The organism is Stenotrophomonas sp. Ste96, from assembly GCF_024519495.1.
In the GTDB taxonomy this organism is placed as follows: Bacteria; Pseudomonadota; Gammaproteobacteria; order Xanthomonadales; family Xanthomonadaceae; genus Stenotrophomonas; species Stenotrophomonas bentonitica_A.
In genome coordinates, this window is the sequence record NZ_JALJRX010000001.1 from 662,985 (window position 1) to 686,270 (window position 23,286).

A 23,286-nucleotide genomic window follows, 5' to 3' on the forward strand; every position below is an offset into this window, starting at 1 on the left:
GCGTCACTGTCGACGCCCCTGTGCCCGATGCCCTCAGCGCTTGGGCTTGGCGCAACCGGTGCAGACGCGCTCGACCTTGTAGCCCTTGGCGCGCAGCTTCTCCACGACCCCATCGTTGCCCAGCAGATGCAGCGTGCCGACCACCACCAGCGTGCCCCCCTGCCCGGCCTGCAGGTGCTGCTGCAGCTTCGGCACCCAGGCATCGTTGCGGTCGGTGTTGATGCGCTTGTACAGCTGCGGGTACTGGCCGCGCATCTCGGTGGCCATCGAGGTCCACAGCAGCTTGTCGTCGCCGCGGCGCCAGGCATCGTGCAGCTTGCGCCCCATTTCATCGCCCTTGCCGGCCTGCTCCAGGGCTTCGGCCACCATCTGCTGCTGCTCCTTGGCCGACATGCCCGACAGCACCGCGATCTGCGTGTCGATATCCTCCAGCCCGGCAGTCGCCTTGCCCGCGCTGGCGGCCCGCGTCATGAAATGCCGGTCCAGGCCCAGCGCCGGGTCCAGGCCCATCTTGGTGAACTGGCTCAGGGTGATGGTCAGGCCGACGAACCACGGTTTCATGCCCTGCAACTGGGCCAGCGGCAGCTTGTTTTCCTGCGCATAGGCCTGCAGCCGGGTCCAGGTGGCCGCATCGAGGTCGCGTTTGAGTTCCGAGCCATCGGTGCGCATCGCCGCCTGCACCATCTTATGCGCCAGTTCGGGCGACTCCATGTCCTGCGGCGAGAGTTCGAACACCACCCGCTGCGAGGCGGCGAAGGCCTGGTCGACATCCGCCGACAGCGGGTAGTCCGTGGGCTGCAGCAGATGGAACGAGCCCAGCAGGTACACGCGGCTGTCGCCCGGGCCGGTGACCTTCCACAGCAGTGGAACCGGCGGGCTGGCCTTGGCGGTTGCGGGTGCACGCGGCGCGACCGGGCGCGCGTCGGCGCTGACCGTGCCGGCCAACAGGCCCGCAGCAATCAGCAACGGGGACAACAGACGCGACAACATCGACATGTTCAAGCCTCTCCTTCGGGGGCGTGGTACGCCTGCTCACCGGCGTCCACGCGCAGGTCCAGGCGGTTTTCAGGGGGCGTCAGCGGACAGGTGGCAAAGGGCGTGAACGCGCACGGCGGGTTGTAGGCCTGGTTGAAATCGATCACCACGCGGCCCTGGTCATCCGGCGCAGGCAGATCCAGATAACGGCCGGCCGGATAACTGCCGTGACCACTGGTACGGTCACCAAAGATCACGAACAGCGCGCGGCCCGGCTCGCCGATGGCTTCCAGCCGCCAGGTGCGGCCGTCGCGCTCGAACTCCAGGGCGCCCGCATTTGGCATGTTCGTGGTCAGGCCGGTGATGTCCACGATCGGCAGCGTCTGGCCGGCCGGGTGCGGCACGAAGCGCGCCGTGACGCGCCAGGACGCGCCGCCCGGCCAGTACGTCAAGCCGGTGAAGTTCGTCCGCGAAGGCGCGTCGGCATGCTTGACCCGCAGCGCGAACCGCTCGCCGCGATGGATCAGGCTGAGCCGGCCCTTGCCGTCGTCGAAGGCGATGACGGTCGGGGTCGGGTCGCGATCGCTGAAGAAGCGGATGCGGCCGGTGACCGGCTTGCCATCCACCTGCATCGCCACCCCACGCTCGGGCGTGAACCAGACGGTGTCACCCTCGCGCGCGACCATGCCCAGCTTGTCCGGGCCGACGGCTAGGCGGATGCCACTGCCCGGGCCGCGACCGATGTAATGCGCTTTGTATTCCAGCCAATGCAGGCCGACCAGGCTGGTCCAGCCGTCGGCGGCATGCAGTTCCTCGTAGCGCTGTTGGCGCCACTGCTGCTGTTCGGCCTCGAAGGCTGGATCGATCGCCACCTTCGCAGGGGCATCCTCCGCTTTTTCGCCACATCCCGACACGCTCACTGCCAGCAGCAGCGCGGCCGCCCACACTCCCCAGTGCTTGCCCATGACCGTCCTCTCAACGTCCGCGCAGGAACCAGCGGTCGATTTCCGCCAGCGAAAAACGGGCCCAGGTCGGCCGGCCGTGGTTGCACTGACCCGAGCGTTCGGTGATTTCCATGTCGCGCAGCAGGCCGTTCATTTCCGGCACGGTCAAGCGCCGGTTCGCGCGCACCGCGCCGTGGCAGGCCATGGTCGACAGCAGTTCGTCGCGGGCGCTGGCGATGCGACGGCTCTGGCCATGCTCGCGCAGGTCGGTCAGCACATCGCGCAGCAGCGCCTCCGGCTCGGCATTGGCCAGCAGGGCGGGAATGCTGCGCACGTGCAACGAGCCGGGGCCGGCGCGGGTGATTTCAAAGCCCAGCGAGGTCAAGGTCTCCGCTTCGCGTTCGGCGGTGTCGGCGTCGCGCTCGCCGACCGCCAGGGTGATCGGCACCAGCAGCGGCTGCGCATGCAGGCCCATGCCATCGTGTGCGGTTTTCAGGCGCTCATAGCCGATGCGTTCGTGCGCGGCATGCATGTCCACCACGATCAGGCCTTCGGCATTCTCGGCGAGAATGTAGATGCCATGCAGCTGCGCGATCGCATAGCCCAGCGGGGGTACGCCACTATCGGCCGCCGTGACCGGCAAACCACTTTCGCTCGGCATCGGCGGCAGGCTGCCGCCGGCGGCGGTGCCACCGGGCGCGCCATACAGCGCCGCATAGGCGGAAGGGGCATCGGCCACGCGCAGGCCCAGTGGCGATTGCTGCGGGCGCCAGTCGCCGCCCATGCTACCCCCACCGCCACCACCGGCTGCACTGCCGGCGAGTGCATAGCCCCCATTGCCTGACGACGGCAGACCGTAGGCCGGCGCCGCGGTCGCGGCACTCTCCGTGGCGTGCACCTGCGTACCGGCAGCGGTCATCCCGGCGCGCGTTTCCGCCAGCGCTTCCTTGAGCGTGCGGTAGACGAAATCGTGGATCAGGCGCGAATCGCGGAAGCGCACTTCATGCTTGGCCGGATGCACGTTGACGTCGACACGGGTCGGGTCCAGCTCCAGGAACAGCACATACGCCGGCTGGCGACCATGGAACAGCACGTCGCCGTAGGCCATCTTCACCGCGTGGGCGACGCTGCGGTCACGCACCGAGCGGCCGTTGACGTACAGGTACTGCTGATCGGTGCTGGCCCGCGAGTAATGGGGCTGCGCGATCCAGCCGTGCAAGCGCAGGCCGGCACCGCTGTGGTCCACGCGCAGCGCCTGGTTGGCGAAGTCTTCGCCCAGCGTCTCGCCCAGGCGCGCGTCCGAGTACAGATCGCCGGGCTTGTAACGGCGCGAAGGTTTCCCGTTGTGCGACACGCGCAGCTCGACATCCGGCCGCGCCAGCGCGAGCGAGCGCAGCCACTCTTCGATATGGCCCAGCTCGGTGCGCTCGGCGCGCAGGAACTTGCGGCGGGCCGGCACGTTGTAGAACAGCTCGCGCACTTCCACGGTGGTGCCCGGCGCATGCGCGCGCGGGGTCACCTCGCCAAGCCGGCCGCCTTCGATCTGCAACGCCGAGCCGTGCTCGTCGATGGCACGGCGCGAGCTCAGGGTGAAGCGGCTGACCGAGGCGATCGACGGCAACGCTTCGCCGCGGAAGCCGAGCGTGGCCACCGACTCCAGATCATCCAGGCTGGCGATCTTGCTGGTCGCATGGCGCGACACCGCCAGCGGCAGCTCTTCCGGTGCAATGCCACCGCCGTCATCGCGGATGCGGATCAGCCGCACGCCGCCCTCTTCCAGGTCGATATCAACCCGCGTGGCGCCGGCGTCCAGCGCGTTCTCGACCAGTTCCTTGACCACGGACGCGGGCCGCTCGACCACTTCGCCAGCGGCGATCTGGTTGATCAGGATCTCGGGAAGCTGGCGGATGCTCATGCGCACCTCCGGCTGACGGAGGTGAGGGGCGCAGCGGCGAGGGGGATTCGGGAAACAGACGTCATCCCGTGATGATAGCGTGCGCCGGGCGGTGGCTGGCGGGCTTACTTGCTGCCGCCCGCCACGGTACCGGCGGCGTCGATCTCGGCCTGGGCGCGCGCAGCGTACAGGGTGCCCGGCGGCGGCTGGCGGCTGAAGAAAGTATGCACGCCATCAAGCACGGCACCGGCGATCTGGCGCTGGTAGGCCGGATCGATCAGGCGGCGCTCTTCATCCGGGTTGGAGATGAACGCGGTTTCGACCAGCATCGCCGGCATGTCCGAGGTGCGCAGCACTGCGAAGTTCGCCCGTTCGATGTTGGGCTTGTGGTTCTTGCCGATCCGCTTCAGGCCGCCCAGCACATGCCCGGCAGCGTCTTCGGAGGCCTTCATGTAACCGCTCTGGGCCAGATCCAGCAGCACGTTGGCCAGGGTGCCTTCGGTCTGCTGCAGGCGTACGCCACCGACCAGATCGGCCGCGTTTTCCTTGTCGGCCAGCCAGCGCGCACGCTGCGAGGACGCGCCCTTGGTCGAGAGCACGTAGACCGACGAACCGGTGGCCGCGCGGTTCTCGGCGGCATCGGCGTGGATCGAGATGAACATGTCGGCCTTGGCGGCGCGCGCCTTCTGCGCGCGCATCGGCAGCGGGATGAACACGTCGCTGTCGCGGGTCAGGTAAGCCTTCAGGCCGGGCGTTGCGTTGACCTGGCGGGCCAGTTCACGCGCCACTGCCAGGGTGATGTCTTTTTCGCGCTTGCCGGTCGGGCCGACCGCGCCGGGATCCTGGCCGCCGTGGCCCGGGTCGATCGCGATCACCAGCGGGCGCATGCCGGCGCGCATCTTCACCCGCGAGGCGTCGCTGGGCATCGCCGGACGCGGGTTCTCCTGCGGCGTCACCGGGGTCGGCGTCGGCGCCGGGGTGGGCACCGGCGCACTGGCGACCACGGCCGTGGTCGACTGACCGGCGAGGATGGCGGCCGGTGAAGCGCTGTTGCTGGCGGCATTGGCGGTGCCGGCAGCGGCCACGTTGACGGTGGTGGCGGTGGTCGCCGCCGGGCCCGGCGCGGGTGCCGAGGTGGCGACGGTGGCGCTGGCCTGCTGACGTACCGAGGCGGTCAGCAAGGCGGTGGCGCGCGCGGCGTCGCTGCGCGCCTGTGCGGATTGGGCAGCGGCCTGCGCGGGGGTCGGAGCGGCTGCGGCCGGCGTGGAAGCCGCTGGCGCAGGCGTCGGCGCAGGGGCAGCGGCAGGTGTCGGGGTCGGGCTCGGCGCGCTGGCCACGCGGGTGGACGTCGGCGCATCGCCCGGCCACTCGATCACCAGCCGCGATTGATCCCCCTGCTTGATCATCTGCGGGCGGAACGGCGCGACCGATTCGGCCAGGTCGAACACCACGCGGAACGTGCCCGGCACCGGCTGCCCGGTTCGGACCGCCGTGACCACACCCTTGGGCGCCGGCAGTTTGAGGTTGCGGATCGCGCTGGAGTCCGGGAAATCGACCACCAGGCGGTTCGGACCGGCCAGGGACAGGGTCTTGTAACCCCCGCTGCCGGCCAGCGAAATCTCCGCACGGGTACCGGTCGCACCGGTCTCCACGGCCACCTGGCGGACTTCGCCCGCCCACGACAGCGCGCTCGCCAGACAGAGTCCGACGGCGGTGCAGATGGCGGTGAGTGATTTCCCCATTGGCATGGGTCTGGATTCAATCACCGCGCTGAATGAAATGCAACTCCTTTTCCCTTAATAATCCGTAACCTGCCGGTGGTTCCTAGTGTCAGCCGACAGAAAGGGCCTGCAAGTCGCCTCCTTGGGGGAGCCGTTCGAGCCATTCGCGACCGGCAGGACTGGTCGCCGTGAGCCGGGCGCGCCGCCCCTGGCCATGGATCTCCAGTGCGACTTCCAGATCGGTCGGCGGCAGCGCACCGGCGCCGCGCTCGGGCCATTCGACCAGCCACAGCGAGGCGCTGCCCTCGTCCAGCCCCAGGAAATCCAGCTCCTGCGCATTGCCGATCCGGTACAGGTCCAGATGCCAGGCCTCGTGCCCGTCGGCCAGCGGGTAGCGTTCCACCAGGGTGTAGGTCGGGCTGCGGATCGCGCCCTGCACGCCCAGCGCGCGCAGCAGGGCGCGGGCCAGGGTGGACTTGCCGGCCCCCAGGTCGCCCTGCAGCTGCATCACCGCCTGCGGTGGTCGGGTCGCGGCCAGCCATTGCCCGAGCAGGTCGGTGTCCTGGGTCTGCGCGAGGAAAAACTCGATCATGTTCAAACGTCCGGATTGACCAGCCGGCGCAGCGGCGCCAGCAGATCGGTGGGAAGCAGGCCCCGCTGGCCGTCACTGGCGGCGGCATCGCCGGCCAGGCTGTGCAGCAAAGCGCCGATACTGGCCGCATCGAACGCGCCCAGGCCCTGCGCACGCAGGGCGGCAATGATGCCGGTGAGCAGGTCGCCCATGCCACCCACGGCCATGCCGGGGTTGCCGGCGGCGATCACCCGCGGCACCGAGTCTGGCGCGGCGACCACGCTGCCGGCGCCCTTGAGCACCACCACCGCGTGGAACCGGTCGGCCAGCGCTTTGGCGGCAGTGAAGCGGTCCGCCTGCACCTGCGCCGTGCTCAACCCAAGCAGGCGCGCGGCCTCGCCCGGGTGCGGGGTCAGGATCGCATCACCGGGCGGCTGCGGTGCCTTGGCCAACAGGTTCAGGGCATCGGCATCGATCACCAGCGGCTTGCCGCTGGCCAGCACCTGCCGCCAGAGTTCGTGGGCCCAGTCGTCCTGGCCCAGGCCCGGCCCGATCGCGATCACTCCGGCGCGTGGCAGCATCGCCTGCAGGTCCTGTGCGTCCTGGACGGCATGCACCATCGCTTCGGGCAGCCGCGCCAGCAGCGGTGCGACATGCGCTGCCCGGGTCGCTACGCTCACCAGCCCTGCGCCCGCGCGCAATGCCGATTCACTGGCCAGCATCACCGCGCCGCCGCTGCCGAGATTGCCGCCCACGCACAGCACGTGGCCGGATTCGCCCTTGTGGGTGTTGGCGCGGCGGGCCGGCAGTTGCGCGCGCAGGCGTGGTTGCTGCCAGCACTCGGCGCTGTGCTGCACGCCCTGGTCGCCGTCGGCAGGCAGTTCCAGCGCGGCCAGCCGACGCCCGCCGACATGCTCCAGCGCCGCGCCGGTATACAGCCCCTGGTGGCGCACGATGAACTGCAGCGTGACCGTGGCGCGGATGGCGACGCCCGGCACGTTACCGGTCTGCGCATCCACGCCGCTGGGCACGTCCAGCGACAGTACCGGCAGGCCCGAGGCAGTGATCGCGTTGATCAGATCGGCCGCCCCACCGGCTGGCGCGCGGTTCAGGCCGATGCCGAACAGCGCGTCCACGAGCAGGTCCACTGGCGGCAGGCCGCCATCGAAATGCGCTACCGCACCGCCGGCGGCGATGAACGCCTGCTCGGCCTGCTGCGACAACGTCGTGGCCGGGGCATCGGTCGCCAGCCGCAGCACCGTCACCTGGCGGCCGGCTGCACGGGCCAGACCGGCCAGCACATAGCCATCGCCGCCGTTGTTGCCGGCCCCCACCACCACGCCGATGCGCTGCGCCTGTGGCCAGCGCTCCAGCAGGCAGTGCCAGGCGGCCAAGCCGGCCTGTTGCATCAGCGAGGCTCCCCCATCGCCCAGCAGGGCGCTGGCCTGCGCATCCAGGCGGCGCGCGGCGGTGATATCGAACAGTTCAGCAAGCTCGGGCATGCCGGGATTCTATACTTGTCGCCCAGGCGCAGCCTTGCCGCGCCCTTCCCAGGCTCCGTTTCCGCCCAGGCCATGTCCGCCGTCCCCCTCCCCGCCCCCGTCCACCTGGCCCGCGCCGCCGACCGCATCCGTGCGATCGCGCGCGTGCATGGCTTCCAGCGCTGCGGCGTGTCCGGGATCGATCTGCGCGAGGACGAAGCCCACCTGGCCGACTGGCTGGGCAAGGGCCTGTACGGCACGATGGAGTGGATGGCGCGGCACGGCACCCTGCGCGCGCGGCCGGATGAACTGCTGCCGGGCACGGTGCGGGTGATCTCGGTCGGCATGGATTACGGCCACAAGGATGACGCCGAAGCCTGGAACACCCTGCATGATGGCGACCGCGCCTACGTAGCGCGCTACGCCTTGGGCCGCGATTACCACAAGCTGATGCGCAACCGGCTGCAGAAGTTCGCCGACAGCATCGCCGCCGAGATCGGTCCCTTCGGCTACCGCGTGTTCGTCGATTCGGCCCCGGTGCTGGAGCGCGCCCTCGCGCGCAATGCCGGGCTGGGCTGGATCGGCAAGCACACCTGCCTGATCGACAAGCAGGGCGGTTCGTGGTTCTTCATCGGTGAGATCTACATCGACCTGCCGCTGCCGGTGGATACACCCGCGAGCGCGCACTGCGGCACCTGCACGCGCTGCATCGATGTGTGCCCGACCCAGGCGATCATCGCCCCGCACCGCCTGGATGCACGCCGCTGCATTTCCTATCTCACCATCGAACATGACGGTGCGATTCCCGAGGAGATGCGCACCGCAATGGGCAACCGCATCTACGGCTGCGACGACTGCCAGCTGGTCTGCCCCTGGAACAAGTTCGCCAAGCGCACCGACGAGCCGGATTTCCGCGCGCGCAATGACCTGGACACCGCCTCGCTCGCCCAGCTGTTCGCCTGGGAAGAAGACGAATTCCTGCGTCGCACCGAAGGCAGCCCGATCCGCCGCAGCGGGCATGAACGCTGGCTGCGCAACATCGCCGTGGCGCTGGGCAATGCGCCGACCCATGCCGAGACCATGGCCGCACTGCAGGCACGGCGCGAGCACCCTTCGGCGATCGTGCGCGAGCATGTGGCCTGGGCCCTGCAGCAGCACGCCGACCGCGCCACCGCAGGATGAAGCATCGCCGCCGACGTGCGACCATGGCCCCCCGTTCGTACCGTTTGGCCTGATGCCCCCCATGGACCGCAGCGCGCAGATTCTCACGCCCAGCCAGCTCAACATCCTGGCCCGCGACCTGCTGGAAGGCGCGTTCCCGCTGATCTGGGTGGAAGCCGAACTGGGCAGCGTTACCCGTCCGGCTTCGGGCCATATGTATTTCACGCTGAAGGACGCGCGCTCGCAGATCCGCGCGGCGTTGTTCAAGCCCAAGAGCCAGTGGCTGAAGTTCGTGCCGCGCGAAGGCATGCGCGTGCTCGCGCGGGGCCGGTTGACCCTGTACGAAGCCCGCGGCGAGTACCAGATGGTGCTCGACCACATGGAAGAAGCCGGCGAAGGTGCCCTGCGCCGCGCCTTCGAGCAGCTCAAGGCGCGGCTGGAGGCCGAGGGCCTGTTCGCGCCCGGGCGCAAGCGGCCGATGCCGGCCCATGTGCGCCGCCTGGCGGTGATCACCTCGCCCACCGGCGCGGCGGTGCGTGACGTGCTGAGCGTGCTGGAACGGCGTTTCCCGATGCTTGAGGTCGACCTGCTGCCCAGCCTCGTGCAGGGCGACAGCGCCGCCGCGCAGTTGACCTCGCTGCTGCGTTCGGCCGATGCCAGCGGCCGTTACGATGTGATCCTGCTGACCCGCGGCGGCGGCTCGATGGAAGATCTGTGGGCGTTCAACGACGAGCAGCTGACCCGCGCGATTGCCGCCAGCCAGACACCGGTGGTCTCTGCGGTGGGTCACGAAACCGACTTCAGCCTCGCCGATTTCGCCGCCGACCTGCGTGCGCCCACGCCCTCGGTCGCGGCCGAACTGCTGGTACCCGACCAGCGCGACCTGCTGCTGCGCGTGCGCCGCCTGGATGCGCGCCTGGCACAGCTGCAGCGGCACAGCCTCGGGCAAGCGATGCAGCGCGCGGACCGCGCCCTGCTGCGCCTCAACGCACAGAGCCCGCAATCACGCCTGCAGCTGTTGCAGCGCCGCCAGCAGGATGTCGCGCGCCGCCTGCACGCAGCGTGGACGACACAGCATCAGGGCCGCCTGGCCCATCTGCGCCACGCCGCGGCTGTACTGCGCAGCGGTCACCCGCAGCGCCGGCTGGATGCCCTGCGTGAGCGCCTGCAACGGCTGCTGCCGCGTGCGGACAGTGCGATCGGCCGCCAGCTGCAGCGCGACAACCTGCGCCTGCGCGCGCTCGCACGTTCGATGGAAGCGGTCAGCCCGCTGGCCACCGTCGCGCGGGGTTACGCCATCCTGACCCGCGAGGACGATGGCAGCCTGGTGCGTTCGCCGCTACAGGTGCGCCCCGGCGATACGCTCAAGGCACGCGTGCAGGACGGCGTGATCGACGTAACGGTCAACGAACCGGCGCGCTGACCCAGCGCGCCCACGCCACGCCGTTCGCCCTCAACGCCCCGCGCTTTCGCAGAACTTCTGCCGGTATTGCATCGCCTTGGGCATCAACGCCTGCAGGTTCTGGATGCGCGTGCCCGGGTTGGGATGCGTGGACGCGAATTCCGAGGTCGACTGCCCCCCACTGGCCTGCCCCATCCGCTCCCACAACGGAATCGCTTCCTGCGGGTCGAAGCACGCTGCGGCGGCCAGCATCAGGCCCACTTCATCGGCCTGGGTTTCATGGCTGCGCGCATAGGGCAACAGATAGCCGTAGCCCATCGCCGACATCATCATCTGCTGCTGTTGCGGGTCCATGCCGCTGGCGGCGCCGGCCATCTGCCCGATCTGGGTCATCTTCTGCTGGGCCATGCGCTGGGCACCATGGCGCAGCAAGGCATGCGCGATCTCATGCCCCATCACCACCGCCATCGCATCCACCGTACGCGCGACCGGAATCAACCCGGTATAGACCGCCATCTTGCCGCCCGGCAGGCAGAACGCATTGGCCTGGTCGGAGGGGATCACGTTGACCTCCCATTCGAAGTCACGCGCGAAGTGCGCAGGCTTCAGTCCGTGTTCCTCGGCGAGCGCGGTTTCCACCACGTCCACCTTGGCGATCAGGCGCTGGGCGATCGCCTGGATCTCGCGCGACTGTGGCGCATTCGGATCCAACGGCCGCTCCTGGGCCAGGATTTCCTGGTAGGCCTGCAGGCCGAGCGCCTTCTCTTGGCTTGCATCGAGCGAGCTGTCGATCAACACGCTTTCGCCGGTGTACGGATCCACCGCACGGTTGGAGAACCAGTAGAACGCGGCATAGCCGGCGAAGGCCAGCAGTACCCACCAGCGGATGTTGCCGAACAGGCCCGGCCGCCGGGCGCGGCCCTGCTGCTGACCGCCGAATGGATCGTTGCGCATGCGCTTGCTTCCTGAGATGGCCGCGGCACCCTGCCCGACACTGCGCCAATCCTAGAACGCGCCGTGGGTGGCCGGGTGAAAATCCGGCCCGGCGCGCCGCTGGTCAGATGCCGCGGACCAGGCGGAAGCCGATCCGGGCGCTGGTGGTGTCCGAGTCCTGCGACTGCCGCCACGCCGCGCGGGTCTGTGCTGGTGCGTTGGCCCAGTTGCCGCCACGGATCACGCGCTGCCGGCAGCCGGGGTTGAACCAGGCCACGCCATCGGCAGGTGCCCGCCGGTAACTGGCATGCCAGCAGTCGGCCACCCACTCGCTCAGGTTGCCGGCGATGTCGTGCAGGCCCCAGGGGTTGGGATCGAAGCTGCCCACCGGCGCCGGGCCCCAGTATCCATCGCCGTAGCCGACGAAGGCGTTGTACCAGTGCCGGCCGGAGGGTGAGACATCCTCGGCGCCGGTGAAATTGCCGGCACGCGCGGGCGGCGTGCCCGCATCGCCCCACGGGTAGCGGCCACTGCTGCCGGCGCGCAGCGCGTATTCGAATTCGGCCTCGCTGGGCAGCCGGTACGAGCGTCCGGTCTGTTCGGACAGCCAGGTCGCGTAATTCTCGGCATCGCGCACGCTGACGTGCATCACCGGCAGGTTGGCGATCGCCTCGGCGCCGTTGTAATCGGACTGCCAGTCCACGCCGCTGCGGCGGACGAAGTTGCCGCTGCGCTCGTCGTACACGATCGAATGCCCGCGCCGCGTGGCACGTGGGCGGGCCTTGGTGGCCTGCACGTAGCGGCGGAAATCGGCGACCGTCACTTCGGTGATCGACATCGCAAAGCCGCGCTCGAACCGCACGTAATGCGAGGGTTTCTCGGCATCGGTCGCGCCCAGTTCGTTCTCGGCGGCGCCCATCTGGAATCCGCCATGCGGCACCACGATCATCTGGGGCCCGCGGCCACCATCGCGCAGAGCATCGCTGAACACCTGCCGCGGCCGGAAGCTGCCGTAATGGGTGACCAGTTCGATGCGCTCGCGCAGCTGGCCCACGACCGGATCGCCGGGCAATGCGATGCGCAGGGCGTCTTCCAGTTTCTGCCGCGCCGGCTTGAGACCCTGCGGCGTGGCCAGATCACGCAGGCCCTCGTTGCGCAGCCGCGCCAGCGTGTCAGAGCGGATGTTCTCGATGCGCTCGAAGGCATCGGCGATGGTGATCGAAGAGTCGCGCACCTTGGCCGCTTCGGCCAGCCACGTTCCCGCGGTCGCAAAGTCAGCGGCCCGCGCGGCCGTTTCCGCACGCCGGATCAGTGCGCTCTCTGCGGCCGCCAGCCCCTGCCGGGCACGCGGATTGTCCGCATCCAGCGCCAGCGCCTCGCGGAAATTGGGGATGGCGCCATCGCCGTCTTCGCCGATGCGATCGGCACGCAGATCCTCTTCACCGGCGCGGTTGTAGGCCACCACGCGCTGGGCGATCTCCACCCGCGACTGCAGCTCACGTACCTTGGCATCGTCGGGCGCCAGGGTCAGCAGGACCAGGGCCATCTCGCTGGCCTGGGCCAGCGCCTCACGCTGCTTGAGCGGGCGGTCCAACAAGGCGGACGCTTCCTGCAGCAGACGCTGACGGGCGCGTTTCAGGCCGGCCTGGGCCACCCTGTCCTTGGGATCGCGCTGCAGCAGCGCCAGCCAGATCGGAATCGCATCCTCGGCGCTGCGGTACAGCCGGTCTTCCTCGAAGGCGCGCGCGGCGTCACGGCGTGCCTGCGCGACTTCGCCGTCGACGAGGGTGACCGCAGGTGGCTGCCAGCGCTCCACCGTCTCGGCCGCATCCTCGCCACCGATGGTGACCTGCGCCACCGGTGCGCTGGGCGTGGGCCGCGGCGCAGCGGGCGTGGCCGCTGGGGTTGCCGGGGCGGGCGCAGGCGCGGGCGAACAGGCGGCCAGCACCCCCAGCAGTGCGGTGAACAGCAGCGGCAATGTGCCTGGCGGTCGCAAATGGGGGTCCTTGGGGCATGGCATCGTCTTGCAGTGCCTGCACCCTGCCGCACGCCGTGTGCCCCGGGTGCAGTCGCGTTCCAGGCGGCATGCCGCAGGTGCGGACAGGCGATCATCATAATCGCCACCGTCGCAGGCGGCGACCGCTGGCGGCCCGGGCGTTCATCGCACTGCGCAGGCATGCCGGCCGTGGCACGGGGTTAGGCTATCCTCCCCGACCTGAGCACCCCTTTGCAGTACATGGAATCCCACGTGGCTTACTGGATCAAAACCCCGGCGGAACTGGACGAGCGCTTCCGCCAGCGCCCCACCCGCATCGGCCTGGACACGGAGTTCATCCGCGAGCGCACCTACTGGCCGCAACTGGCCCTGGTACAGATGGCGGTCGGCGATGAAATCCTGCTGATCGACCCGCTGATCCCCGGCATGAACGAGGCCCTTGCCCCGTGGCTGACGGATACCTCGATCCTCAAGATCATGCACAGCGCCAGCGAAGACCTGGTCACCTTCAAGGTCGCCTGCGGCGTGCTGCCACGCCCGCTCTTCGACACCCAGATCGGCGCTGCGCTGGCCGGCATCGGCGGCGGCATGGGGTACCAGAAGCTGGTCACCGCGGTCACCGGCGTCACCCTGGCCAAGGGCGAGACCCGTTCGGACTGGATGCGCCGCCCGCTCTCGGAGGCACAGCTGGAGTACGCCGCCGACGACGTGGAGTACCTGTTCCAGATCCACGACACCATCGACGCACGCCTGGAAGAACTCGGCCGCCGCCAGTGGCTGCAGGACGATGCCGAGCGCCTGCTCGCCAGTGTGGAACACGATGAAGAGCGCTGGCCGCATGTGGCGATGCGCTCGGCGCAGTTCATGGATACCCCGGCACAGCTGCGCCTGCTGCGCCTGCTGCGCTGGCGCGACGTGCAGGCCCGTGCCAGCGACAAGCCGCGCAGCTGGGTGCTCGACAACGAACTGGCTGCCGTGCTGGCACGCACGCCGCCGGCCGATGTGGATGCGCTGTCCAAACTGATGGAAGGCTTCCCCAAGGCCCCGCGCAAACTCGCCGCGCAGGTCTGGCAGGCGCTGATCACCCCGCTTGCCGATGAAGCCGAAGCCCCGCTGGCGCTGCCGGCCACCGATGCCAACAAGCAGGCCCTCAAGCGGCTGCAGGATGCGGTCAGCGCGCGCAGCGCCGAACTCGGCCTGCCCGACGGCGTACTGGCCTCGCGCAAGCACCTGGAAAGCTACATTGAACGCCGCCAATGGCCCACGGCGCTGGCCGGCTGGCGCCAGGCGCAGCTGGAGCCGATCCTGGCCCCCCTGCTGCCACCTGCCTGAAACGACAACGCCCCGCATCTGCGGGGCGTTGTCTCTTGGATCCGACGCACCGGTGCCGCAGCAGCGCAGCACCGGCGACGTGGGTCTTACCAGTTCATGTTGAGCGACACACCCACGGTGCGCGGTTCGTTGTAGACCGCGGCCATGTAGTTCTCGATCACACCCTTGAGGTTCTTCTCATTGGTGATGTTGCGCGCGAACAGCGCCACTTCCCAGGCACCGTAGTTGGCCGAGTAGCCCAGCTTCAGGCCGCCTTCGAAGCTGCCCTTGGAGTTGAACTCGGCCGAGTCGTACAGCACGAAGCTGGTGTAACCCTGCTTGTTCCAGTCGGTGGAGACGAAGAACACATCGGCGTCATTGACCGGCATGTCGTAACGCGCGGCCAGGTTGATGTTGTACTTCGGTGCATTCGGCAGCGGGTTGCCGTTGATCTGCGCGAAGGTGTTGGCACCAACCTTGATGGTCGGGTCATTCACGGTGCACACCACGGCGCCGTTCAGGGCGCAGACCTGCGCGTACACGCGGTCGTCCTGGATCTTGCTGTGCAGCAGGCTGACGCCGGCGCTCAGGGCCAGGTTCGGGATCGGGCGCAGCTCCATGTCCGCTTCCAGACCGTAGGCCTTGGCCTTGTCGGCATTGAACAGCACGCCGTTGCCGTCCGAATCGTTGCCGTTGAGCTGGATGTCGTTGACCACATAGGTGAACGCAGCCGCGTTCACGCGCAGGCGGTTGTCCCACAGGCTGCTCTTGATGCCCGCTTCCCAGGACAGGATGGTTTCCGAGTTCGCCGTGGTGAAGTCGGCATTGAACACGGCCGAACGGCCCTGGATGGTCGGGCCGCGGAAGCCGCGGGCCACGCGCGCGTACACGCTCAGCTGCGGGTTGAACGCATACATCGCGCTCAAGTCCCAGCTCGGCGTGGTGTCGGACATCTCCACGTAGGTGCGGCCCTTGTAGGTCACGGCACCGGCGGCGGTATCGGCGGTCTTGAGCAGGCGGGTCTTCTTCTCGTCCTTGGTCTGGCGCAGGCCGGCGGTCAGGGTGAACTTGTCGGTCACGTCATAGCTGACCTGGCCGAAGCCGGCCCAGGAGGTGTTGACGTTGCGCAGGCGCACCCAGTTGTTCGGGTTGCGCGCGTTGCCCTGCAGGAACCAGGCGCGCTGGTAGAAATCGGTGGTGTCGCGACCGTCGAAGTAGAACGCGCCGACCTGCCACTTCAGGCGGTTGTCGTCGGCGTTGGCCAGGCGGAACTCCTGGGTCCACTGGTCCAGATCGCGGATCTGGCCCATCGACTGGCCGTAACCGTTCGGCACGCCGTTGACCGGGTAGTTCACGGCCGCGCCGCCGTCGGTGTCACCGCGGCTGTAGCCGGAGGTGGTTTCGTAGGCGGTGATCGAGGTCAGCGAGACGTTGCCGAAATCGTAGATGGCCTTCACCGAGCCGCCGTAGGTCTTGTAGGCCTGCGGGTTGTTGTCGGCTTCGTCGTAGGCGACCTGGTCGCGCGGCACGTCGGTCTTGTTGGAGCCCTTGGTCAGCGCGCTGCGCAGGAACAGGGTCGAGGTGCCGTCATAGTCGCGTGCGTGGGCCGAGGCCAGCAGCGAGAAGTTCTCGGTCGGCTGCAGCAGCAGCTGCGCGCGCACGTTGCGGTCGTCGAAGCCGCCCATGGCGTTCTTCTTCGGCGAGACCGTGCCATCGGCGCTGGGGCCGCGGTAGGTGTTGTCGACGTAATCATCGCGGTGCTGGTACAGCGCCGACACGCGGAACGAGGCGATATCGTTGATCGGGCCACCGAAGCCGCCGTCGATCGCCACGCTGCCGTAGGTACCGTAGCTGGCCTGCACGCGGCCGCTGTAGTCCTGGCTCGGCTTGATGGTGTCGAACTTGACGATGCCGGCGGTGGTGTTGCGGCCGAACAGCGTGCCCTGCGGGCCGCGCAGCACTTCGATCTGGTCCACGTCATAGACCGGGTTGGACTTCAGCACCACGTGCTCGAGCACCACGTCGTCCTGGATGATCGAGACCGGCTGCGACGCACCCAGGTAGAAGTCGATGTTGCCCAGGCCGCGGATGTAGAAGCGCGGGAAGATGCGGCCGGTGGTGGTTTCAGCGTAGAAGCTGGGCACCTTGCCCGACAGCGCCAGCAGGGTGTCGTCGCCGCCGGCGGTGTAGTCGCGGATCTTCTCGCCCTGCACCACACCGACCGAGACCGGCACTTCCTGCAGGTTGCGCTCGCGGTGGTCGGCGGTGACGGTGATGGTGTCCAGCGAGGTCGCGCTGGCCGACTGCGCGTCCTGCGCCGAGGCGGCAGCGGACAGCATCAGCGCAGCCGAGGCGCAGGCCAGCGCCAGGGCGTGGCGGCGCGGCAGCAGGGCGGCCGGCAGGGAACGGGAAAGAAGACGCGTCGACACAGGGGCGTGGCGTAGAGCGGGCATGCAGAGGTCTCTGGTAGTACAGATCGGGGCAGCCGGCGAGATGGCCGGGCACCATAGGAAATCGACACCGCTGTGGAGACAGCGATGCGGCACGGTATTGGCTGGATGTTGCAGATTGGTGTCAGGGCGTTCTGGGCGACGGCTGTCCGGCCCCCCTGGTCCACTGGCTATGCGGCCGCGTTTTCTGGCGCGGATTATGCCCGGCCCACGCGCGCGCCGGAAGGGCAGCGTTCGGGTTTGGACGCCTACCGGGCCATCGGCCACATGTCGCCCGGCACTTGTCGCCCTGGCGGCGGCGAACACTGAACCGGTCATCCATGAGCAGACCACTCGCTGGAGGATGCCCTGCACGCGGCCACCGCCGGGATGGCGCAGTGGCTGGAGCAGGACGACCGGTTGAGCCTGTCCGAGACAGCGCAGGTGCTGGGTAGTTCGGTCAGCTTCGTGGTGGCCAACCTGGCCGGGCGCAGCGTCGGCGTGGCGGCCAAGCTGGACAAAGCGCTGCTGCGGCAGGTCGAACGGGCACCTGGCAGGACACACGGCGCCGGCCCGTGACCCGGACCAGGCACCCCTTGGCAGGCAACGCCGGTCGGCGCTAGACTAGGCCCATCGCGAGGTACGGCCGAGGTCGGGTACGCCACGCAGTTGCACCACCCGTGGGGCCATAGCTCAGCTGGGAGAGCGCGTCGTTCGCATCGACGAGGTCAGGAGTTCGATCCTCCTTGGCTCCACCACTATTCAGCCCGATAGGGCACTCGAAAGGCCGGAACACCTGAAAAAACAGGGGTTTCGGCCTTTTTCGTTGGACGAGCGAGTACCGCCCCGCACGTTGCAGCTAGTGAGACGGTGGGGGCATATTTTGGGGCACCTGCCCCATGCCCCCAGAACCGATGCCCCCACTCTCCGATCTCTCTATTCGTCGCGCCAAGCCGAGTGGCAAAACACAGAAGCTCTTCGACGGCGGGGGCCTATATATGGAGATCTCGCCGGCAGGCGGCCGCTGGTGGCGACTGAAGTACCGATTCGGCGGCAAGGAGAAGCGCCTGGCGCTCGGGGTGTATCCGGAGGTCACTCTGGCCTTGGCACGCAACCGCCGCGAGGACGCCCGCCGGCTGCTCGCCCAGGGCACAGACCCAAGCCAGCAGAAGAAGGACGCGGCCGCAGCGAAGGCGGGGCTGGACGCATTGACGTTCGAGTCCATCGGGCGGGAGTGGATGAAGGGCCGGATCTGGGCGCCGTCGTATCGCATCAAGGTCGAGGCGTGGATGGAGAACGACGTGTTCCCGTGGATTGGCTCCCGACAGGCTGCCGAACTCGAGGCGCCGGATTTCCTGTCGATCGCACGACGCATGGAACGGCGCGGCGCCATCGAGTCCGGCCATCGGGTGATACAGAACTGCGGGCAGATCATGCGCTATGCCATTGCATCGGGCATGGCAAAGCGCAACCCAGTCGCCGACCTACGCGGTGCGCTGCAGCCAAAGCCGAAGCGCCACTACGCAGCCTTGGCCGAGCCGAAGGAGCTGGCACCGCTGTTGCGCGCTATCCACGCCTATCAGGGCAGGCCAGTCACGCGCTGGGCGCTCGCCTTGGCTCCGCTGGTGTTCGTGAGGCCGGGAGAGTTGCGCCAGGCCGAGTGGTCCGAGTTCGATCTGGACGCTGCCGTGTGGCTCATCCCCGCCGACAGGATGAAGATGCGCGCCGAGCACCTGGTGCCGCTGTCGCGGCAGGCTCTGGACATCCTGCGGGAGATTCATCCGCTGACCAACCGGGGCAGGTACGTGTTCTCCGGCCGAAACAGCGTGCAGCGGCCGTTGAGCGAAAACACGGTGAACACCGCGCTGCGGCGGATGGGGTTCGAGAGCGATCAGATGACTGGCCACGGGTTCCGGGCCACCGCGCGCACGATCTTGGACGAGGTGCTCGGATTCCGGCCCGACATCATCGAGCACCAGCTGGCGCACGCCGTGCGCGACCCAAACGGCCGAGCCTACAACCGCACGACCCATATGGCCGAGCGCGTGCGGATGATGCAGGAGTGGGCGGACTATCTGGAACGGCTGCGTTGTCCCGTCGTTGCACAGGGCTGACTAGGCATGCTCAAATCGTGAAAACATGGATGGACCAACCGCGATGGCCAGATTCACCAATGACGACCTGCTAAATCTGGATCGGGAATTCGCGGAGCAGAACATTCCTCTCCATGCACGGCCATTCCAAGCCGCAGTGCGCATCTTAGGGCCTAGCTTCTCGATTGGTCCCTTCCACACCAGTGATGGGCTGGAAGAAATTTCCACAGCCTATCGTGCGCTGTTTCCAGGAAGCGATTTCTGGCCTGGCGCCGGCCAGGGTCTCGCCGCTTCAGTTGATCGAGTTCACCTTATAACGATGCCTGTGGTTTCTGGACCGAGAATTGTCGACCTGCACACCGGACTGGGGTTTGCCGACGCATCGGAGTGGCGAGCTTGGTGCCGCAACGATCCAGAAATTGCCTCGAAATCAGCGTACGCGTTCGCCGACTTGCACGACCTCAGTTGCGGCCTCGACAGCTTGCCCCAGAATTCGGAGCAGCACATGTATTTTCATCGCGCGATGCAACACTTGGGAGACCTTTCAGCAAGCCTGTCGAATACCGGTAGAACCTCCGAAGCTGCTCTACAGCACATCTTGCTGATAGCAGAACTGGCGTTGAAGGGGTCGCTTCTTCAGCTTGGGGTTCCGGTGAAGGTCCTTAAAGACAAATTTGGACACAGACTCCCTGAGTTAGCTCGCGAGCTTGCGAAAGAGCGCCCGCATCATGAAGACGAAGAGCTGCTACGCGTTTGCGAAAAGATGCCGAACCTCGTCGCTAGCCGATATGGCTCTTCAGGACTGAGCCGCATGCAAATTGTTGAGCTTGCAGTTGCGAGCCAGTTCATTGCTGCTTCCGCAATGCGGCGAATCAGCGGGGCCGATTTGGCATTGGAAGTTCGTAGAGACGGATCGCGCCCGAGGTTTCACATCTAGCTTTGGAACTGTCCCCCAGTCGTGCTATCGACCCAAGCCATATGACTCGGTGCGCCGCTCGAAGTGATCGATGATCGACTTCATTCTCTGGAAATGCGCGTCACTCCCAAATCCCTTGGCCGCAACGGCCACAGCGCCGGCTCCACGGAACATGTAGTTCCACAGATCGCGTTCGTGATCGCTGCGGCGAATAGCTGGCCCCGACTCAACCGCGAACGTCTGTGTCTCCTGATCGTAGATCTCCATGACATGCGGGGCAGCTGCATGCACAAACCCAGAATAGGTTTTCGACAATAGCTTCGCAACCCGGTTGCCGGTGCTGGGGTCGTCGGTGATCCGATGAATCGCTGCAACGATCTTCTCACGCGGCACCTGCGGTCGGCTCTGAAAAGAATTGAGCGGGTCGTCGAAGTTTGCGAAGTCTTCTCGCCAAAAATAATCAAGGAATGCCTCGTGACGGTCTGTCATACCCTCCGTCAGACCTATGACCAGGAACAGCACATCCTCGCCGGCCTCGTCCGCCATCCGCTTCACTGCACCTTGAGGCACCACCACTCCCGCCTCACATAACACCAGTGCGCCACTCAGGAAGTTGAGCATTGCCGCTAGCTTCAGCACGATCGCGTGATTGGCATCTTGGTTCGGGAGCCTGTCGATGTACCCCCGCTTCCCCGCTGGAAATCTCTGCGGTGGCGTCATTCCCCCTTCGAGATCCCTATAGACGGCCACCATGCCCTGCAACAGCTCGCGATATGCCGCTATCAGTTCCGGGTGCTGCACCATTGGTTTCATCCTGGAGCGCAAAATCGGATTGTTGCATGGCCCCCTACCATGTCAAGGTCGCGGAAGATCAACAAAAACAACGACTAAGCCGATCACCCGCGATCATTGGTGGCCTACGGAAATCAATGACTTACCAGTGGCCCGGGGTCAGTTTGGGGTCAGTGCATCAGGCGGCTTGGTCGTCGTCCCAGGGCTGGAGCCGGTTTGCGATGCCGTCGAACCTCGAGGCCTCCGCGCGGAGGCGGTCAGCGCCACGCCGGCGACTCGCCCTTGCCCGCCAGTCGCCGCTGTGATTCATGTCCAGGTCGTCGGCCTGCTGCCATAGCGAAGCCGCCCTCGCGCGCGCCCAGCGCGCCTTGCCGATGCTCTTCTGATCCATGGAGCCACTGTCGCCGCCGGCGGTCGCACGTGCCGATACGGAGGCAACGCCGGCTGACTGCCTACCAGGTCCGGTTCTTCCGCTGGGCCGCGCGAGCCACTTCACGCTGATTGATCTCCAGGCGAAGCCGCTGCTGATGCCTTACAGCCCATAGCTCCGACCCGATTACGCCCTGCTCGTAGCTGGTGCATAACCGGCGGCCACGGTGCTGGTCGTCAAGATGACGGTCCACCTCGACCCACCAGACCTTATCGTCCACGCGCTGCGACAGGCGCAACACCTCCGTCATGCCGCAGTAGATGGCATCGGGAAGTTGATCGGCACGGCTGGCGACCGAGCGCCATCGGAAGTCGGGAGGAAGCATGCGCGCAGGATACGGGCCGGGGTCTCAGATTCCGCGACGGTGCGTCAGGGCCATGCAAAGATGACCTCGACCCCTGCAAACGAGCGCGCATCAACCTTCAGGGGCCCAGTACCAACCCCGTCTATTGACAAAGCGATCGCCAAAGTGGGATTAGACGAACCAATTCCTATTTTTGGCAGAACCATGACCAGCGGCATTTACAACGTAGCACCAATGGAAAGCCCAAGGTATCAACTCGCCAGGGCGAGGGAGAAGTTCCAAGACATCCAGGCAGCGCTCGCAAAATATGCATTAACAACACCATTTGCCGTGGTCACAGAGGAATCCCCATCTACTGGCATGCAAAAGACTGTGCTACGCCGGGTAAAGAATACTCCCATTTTTGTCGCCGCCGCAGTCAACGACGCTTTTGAGCCATTACGCAAAGCTCTCGACCAGGTTGGTTACGCCGTAGCAAAGGCGGCGAACATGAGAGGAAAGAACTGTGCATTCCCATTCGGCGACACAGAAAAAGAAGTTAGAGGTAGATCTACCGGGGTGAGCCGCGAGCTGCCTGAGGAAATCTTTGAACTGATGGTTTCATTTCGCCCATACAAGGACGGCGACCAGCAACTCTGGGCACTTAACGAGATAGCCAATACCAGCAAGCACCGAATCACCAAGACCTTTCCCGGGTCATTATCGGGGGCCAGCCTCAAGGACGTCAGCATGAGCGGAACGGGTTCAATAATGGGCCCTTGGAACGAAGGCAACGGTGAAATGATGATTGCCGAAGTAACAAAAGACACATCCCTTGTGATCGGCGAGATCACATTTAGCGTACATCTTGTATTTGGAGACATCCCAGTCGTCTGTGGGCAACCGATTGAACCTACGTTCTCCTATGTTGAATCTGTGGTAAAGAATATTCTTGACGCCGTAGAGGCGAAAGCTGTTGAAATGGGACTATTTCCTCAATAGGCGAGTCGTCGCTTCGGCTCGCCGTCATTCTGGGAACAAAAAATGTGCGGCCGATTCGTCCAGACCCCCATCCGGAACGCTGACACCCTGGGCTTCCCCCAGCTGGTCGGCGACCTGCTGTCGATCCCGGAGAGCTACAACCTGGCGCCGACGCAGCGCGCCTCAGTGATCCTCGATCGCGGCACCGGCTTGCAGGTCACCCGGCTTTCCTGGGGCCTGCTCCCCTTCCGGGCCAAGGCCAAGAAGCTGCAGGGCTCCACGATCAACGCCCGCATCGAGACGGTGGCCACCAAGCCCGCGTTCCGGTCTGCGTTCAAGAAGCGCCGCTGCCTGATCCCCATGGCCGGGTACTACGAGTGGTCGGTCAATGCCGAGGACGGAAAGAAGGATCCGTGGTTCATCCACGCGGCCGGCCCGCTGCTGGCGGCCGGACTGTGGGAAGACACCAGCCCCCTGCTCGACCCGGACAACCTGGGCACCTTCACCGTTATCACCGGCGACAGCAGTGGCGTGTCTGCCGATATCCACGACCGCATGCCGGTTTGGCTGACGGCCGGCCAAGCCGATGATTGGCTGGCGGCCGAGCCCGACGACGCGATGGCGATGCTGCTGGCCAGCGAGCCGCCGGCGATGGAGGCCTATCGCGTCGGCCGCGCTGTGAACACGCCGCGCAACAACCAACCGGCCCTGTTGGACCAGGTTGCCTGACGCGTCAGGCGACCTCGTCTTCGGGCTCGACCTCCGCGGTGAAGCTGTAGATCCGACCGACCTCCATGCCGGCCGCAGCCGCTGGCGACACCGATAGCGTCATCTGCGGCACACCCGCATCGAGCGGAACGAAGCTCAGCGTAACGACGCCGCGCTGGTCTGCCGTCTTCATTTCCATCTGCAGCTTTGCACGAAATTTCATAGTTCTCTCCTGGTAGTGCGGCGGCTGGGAACGCTGGCCGCC

At 66.8% G+C, this 23,286-nt stretch carries 20 protein-coding genes and 1 tRNA gene; 9 read left to right on the forward strand and 12 right to left on the reverse strand.

Annotated features, from left to right (window positions below; translation table 11 throughout):
• Nucleotides 1-33 precede the first annotated feature (33 nt).
• The 6 genes from OC373_RS03035 to OC373_RS03060 form a co-directional block, all read right to left on the reverse strand.
• Complete coding sequence (locus tag OC373_RS03035; protein WP_261997023.1) at nt 34-996, reverse strand: TraB/GumN family protein; 963 nt, start codon at nt 994-996, stop codon at nt 34-36.
• Nucleotides 997-998: 2 nt separating this feature from the next.
• The gene (locus tag OC373_RS03040) at nt 999-1,940 is read right to left on the reverse strand and encodes a DUF1684 domain-containing protein (protein WP_261997024.1); all 942 of its coding nucleotides are present in this window, start codon (nt 1,938-1,940) and stop codon (nt 999-1,001) included.
• A gap of 10 nt (nt 1,941-1,950) precedes the next feature.
• Entirely contained in the window at nt 1,951-3,834 is a 1,884-nt protein-coding gene (gene mutL / locus OC373_RS03045) for a DNA mismatch repair endonuclease MutL (RefSeq protein ID WP_261997025.1), read from the reverse strand.
• 104 nt (nt 3,835-3,938) lie between these two features.
• Nucleotides 3,939-5,555, reverse strand: a complete 1,617-nt coding sequence (locus OC373_RS03050; protein ID WP_261997331.1) for an N-acetylmuramoyl-L-alanine amidase — start codon at nt 5,553-5,555, stop codon at nt 3,939-3,941.
• A gap of 88 nt (nt 5,556-5,643) precedes the next feature.
• On the reverse strand, nt 5,644-6,126 hold the full coding sequence (gene tsaE / locus OC373_RS03055; protein ID WP_019182806.1) for a tRNA (adenosine(37)-N6)-threonylcarbamoyltransferase complex ATPase subunit type 1 TsaE: 483 nt from the start codon (nt 6,124-6,126) through the stop codon (nt 5,644-5,646).
• 2 nt (nt 6,127-6,128) lie between these two features.
• Entirely contained in the window at nt 6,129-7,607 is a 1,479-nt protein-coding gene (locus OC373_RS03060; protein WP_261997026.1) for an NAD(P)H-hydrate dehydratase, read from the reverse strand.
• Between the two features lie 72 nt (nt 7,608-7,679).
• Between OC373_RS03060 and queG the strand changes: the two genes are divergently transcribed.
• Together queG and xseA are read left to right on the forward strand one after the other, a co-directional pair.
• Complete coding sequence (queG, locus tag OC373_RS03065) at nt 7,680-8,768, forward strand: tRNA epoxyqueuosine(34) reductase QueG (protein WP_261997027.1); 1,089 nt, start codon at nt 7,680-7,682, stop codon at nt 8,766-8,768.
• 61 nt (nt 8,769-8,829) lie between these two features.
• A complete protein-coding gene (xseA, locus tag OC373_RS03070; protein ID WP_261997028.1) occupies nt 8,830-10,170 on the forward strand; it encodes an exodeoxyribonuclease VII large subunit in 1,341 nt (446 codons plus the stop codon).
• 30 nt (nt 10,171-10,200) lie between these two features.
• Here xseA and OC373_RS03075 read toward each other — a convergent pair whose 3' ends face one another.
• Together OC373_RS03075 and OC373_RS03080 are read right to left on the reverse strand one after the other, a co-directional pair.
• Nucleotides 10,201-11,103 (reverse strand): M48 family metallopeptidase, encoded by a 903-nt coding sequence (locus OC373_RS03075; RefSeq protein ID WP_019182802.1) that lies wholly within the window; start codon nt 11,101-11,103, stop codon nt 10,201-10,203.
• A gap of 103 nt (nt 11,104-11,206) precedes the next feature.
• A complete protein-coding gene (locus OC373_RS03080) occupies nt 11,207-13,078 on the reverse strand; it encodes a formylglycine-generating enzyme family protein (RefSeq protein WP_261997029.1) in 1,872 nt (623 codons plus the stop codon).
• A gap of 252 nt (nt 13,079-13,330) precedes the next feature.
• On the opposite strand from OC373_RS03080, the gene rnd reads away from it, so the two are divergent.
• The gene (rnd, locus tag OC373_RS03085; RefSeq protein WP_026069717.1) at nt 13,331-14,410 is read left to right on the forward strand and encodes a ribonuclease D; all 1,080 of its coding nucleotides are present in this window, start codon (nt 13,331-13,333) and stop codon (nt 14,408-14,410) included.
• Between the two features lie 86 nt (nt 14,411-14,496).
• Here rnd and OC373_RS03090 read toward each other — a convergent pair whose 3' ends face one another.
• Entirely contained in the window at nt 14,497-16,842 is a 2,346-nt protein-coding gene (locus tag OC373_RS03090; protein ID WP_026069716.1) for a TonB-dependent receptor, read from the reverse strand.
• A gap of 366 nt (nt 16,843-17,208) precedes the next feature.
• On the opposite strand from OC373_RS03090, the gene OC373_RS03095 reads away from it, so the two are divergent.
• The 4 genes from OC373_RS03095 to OC373_RS03110 all read left to right on the forward strand — a co-directional run bounded on the left by OC373_RS03095 (nt 17,209) and on the right by OC373_RS03110 (nt 19,848).
• Nucleotides 17,209-17,397, forward strand: coding sequence for a hypothetical protein (locus tag OC373_RS03095; protein WP_070425562.1), 189 nt, complete (start codon nt 17,209-17,211; stop codon nt 17,395-17,397).
• Between the two features lie 103 nt (nt 17,398-17,500).
• A tRNA-Ala gene (locus OC373_RS03100) sits at nt 17,501-17,576 on the forward strand.
• A 156-nt stretch (nt 17,577-17,732) separates the two neighbouring features.
• The gene (locus tag OC373_RS03105) at nt 17,733-18,932 is read left to right on the forward strand and encodes an integrase arm-type DNA-binding domain-containing protein (protein ID WP_315985445.1); all 1,200 of its coding nucleotides are present in this window, start codon (nt 17,733-17,735) and stop codon (nt 18,930-18,932) included.
• 43 nt (nt 18,933-18,975) lie between these two features.
• Complete coding sequence (locus tag OC373_RS03110; RefSeq protein ID WP_261997030.1) at nt 18,976-19,848, forward strand: hypothetical protein; 873 nt, start codon at nt 18,976-18,978, stop codon at nt 19,846-19,848.
• A gap of 24 nt (nt 19,849-19,872) precedes the next feature.
• On the opposite strand, the gene OC373_RS03115 is transcribed toward OC373_RS03110, so the two are convergent.
• Both OC373_RS03115 and OC373_RS03120 read right to left on the reverse strand, forming a co-directional pair.
• Nucleotides 19,873-20,631 carry a hypothetical protein gene (locus tag OC373_RS03115; protein WP_261997031.1) on the reverse strand — a complete coding sequence of 253 codons (759 nt, stop codon included), beginning with the start codon at nt 20,629-20,631 and terminating at the stop codon, nt 19,873-19,875.
• Nucleotides 20,632-21,071: 440 nt separating this feature from the next.
• Nucleotides 21,072-21,374, reverse strand: a complete 303-nt coding sequence (locus tag OC373_RS03120) for a hypothetical protein (protein ID WP_261997032.1) — start codon at nt 21,372-21,374, stop codon at nt 21,072-21,074.
• Nucleotides 21,375-21,434: 60 nt separating this feature from the next.
• Here OC373_RS03120 and OC373_RS03125 point away from each other — a divergent pair, with 60 nt between their 5' ends.
• Both OC373_RS03125 and OC373_RS03130 read left to right on the forward strand, forming a co-directional pair.
• Nucleotides 21,435-22,334: a hypothetical protein gene (locus tag OC373_RS03125; protein ID WP_261997033.1), complete on the forward strand. Its 900-nt coding sequence runs from the start codon at nt 21,435-21,437 to the stop codon at nt 22,332-22,334.
• A 42-nt stretch (nt 22,335-22,376) separates the two neighbouring features.
• Complete coding sequence (locus OC373_RS03130; RefSeq protein ID WP_261997034.1) at nt 22,377-23,042, forward strand: SOS response-associated peptidase; 666 nt, start codon at nt 22,377-22,379, stop codon at nt 23,040-23,042.
• A 4-nt stretch (nt 23,043-23,046) separates the two neighbouring features.
• Here the strand turns inward: OC373_RS03130 and OC373_RS03135 are convergent, their stop codons facing one another.
• Nucleotides 23,047-23,244 carry a hypothetical protein gene (locus tag OC373_RS03135; RefSeq protein WP_070471446.1) on the reverse strand — a complete coding sequence of 66 codons (198 nt, stop codon included), beginning with the start codon at nt 23,242-23,244 and terminating at the stop codon, nt 23,047-23,049.
• Nucleotides 23,245-23,286: the final 42 nt, after the last annotated feature.

Coding starts and splice junctions, on each gene's coding strand:
- OC373_RS03035 (WP_261997023.1), bottom strand. CDS start 996: ATGTCGATGTTGTCGCGTCTGTTGTCCCCGTTGCTGATTGCTGCGGGC.
- OC373_RS03040 (WP_261997024.1), bottom strand. CDS start 1,940: ATGGGCAAGCACTGGGGAGTGTGGGCGGCCGCGCTGCTGCTGGCAGTG.
- mutL (WP_261997025.1), bottom strand. CDS start 3,834: ATGAGCATCCGCCAGCTTCCCGAGATCCTGATCAACCAGATCGCCGCT.
- OC373_RS03050 (WP_261997331.1), bottom strand. CDS start 5,555: ATGGGGAAATCACTCACCGCCATCTGCACCGCCGTCGGACTCTGTCTG.
- tsaE (WP_019182806.1), bottom strand. CDS start 6,126: ATGATCGAGTTTTTCCTCGCGCAGACCCAGGACACCGACCTGCTCGGG.
- OC373_RS03060 (WP_261997026.1), bottom strand. CDS start 7,607: ATGCCCGAGCTTGCTGAACTGTTCGATATCACCGCCGCGCGCCGCCTG.
- queG (WP_261997027.1), top strand. CDS start 7,680: ATGTCCGCCGTCCCCCTCCCCGCCCCCGTCCACCTGGCCCGCGCCGCC.
- xseA (WP_261997028.1), top strand. CDS start 8,830: ATGGACCGCAGCGCGCAGATTCTCACGCCCAGCCAGCTCAACATCCTG.
- OC373_RS03075 (WP_019182802.1), bottom strand. CDS start 11,103: ATGCGCAACGATCCATTCGGCGGTCAGCAGCAGGGCCGCGCCCGGCGG.
- OC373_RS03090 (WP_026069716.1), bottom strand. CDS start 16,842: ATGCCCGCTCTACGCCACGCCCCTGTGTCGACGCGTCTTCTTTCCCGT.
- OC373_RS03095 (WP_070425562.1), top strand. CDS start 17,209: ATGGCGCAGTGGCTGGAGCAGGACGACCGGTTGAGCCTGTCCGAGACA.
- OC373_RS03105 (WP_315985445.1), top strand. CDS start 17,733: ATGCCCCCACTCTCCGATCTCTCTATTCGTCGCGCCAAGCCGAGTGGC.
- OC373_RS03110 (WP_261997030.1), top strand. CDS start 18,976: ATGGCCAGATTCACCAATGACGACCTGCTAAATCTGGATCGGGAATTC.
- OC373_RS03115 (WP_261997031.1), bottom strand. CDS start 20,631: ATGGTGCAGCACCCGGAACTGATAGCGGCATATCGCGAGCTGTTGCAG.
- OC373_RS03120 (WP_261997032.1), bottom strand. CDS start 21,374: ATGCTTCCTCCCGACTTCCGATGGCGCTCGGTCGCCAGCCGTGCCGAT.
- OC373_RS03125 (WP_261997033.1), top strand. CDS start 21,435: ATGACCTCGACCCCTGCAAACGAGCGCGCATCAACCTTCAGGGGCCCA.
- OC373_RS03130 (WP_261997034.1), top strand. CDS start 22,377: ATGTGCGGCCGATTCGTCCAGACCCCCATCCGGAACGCTGACACCCTG.
- OC373_RS03135 (WP_070471446.1), bottom strand. CDS start 23,244: ATGAAATTTCGTGCAAAGCTGCAGATGGAAATGAAGACGGCAGACCAG.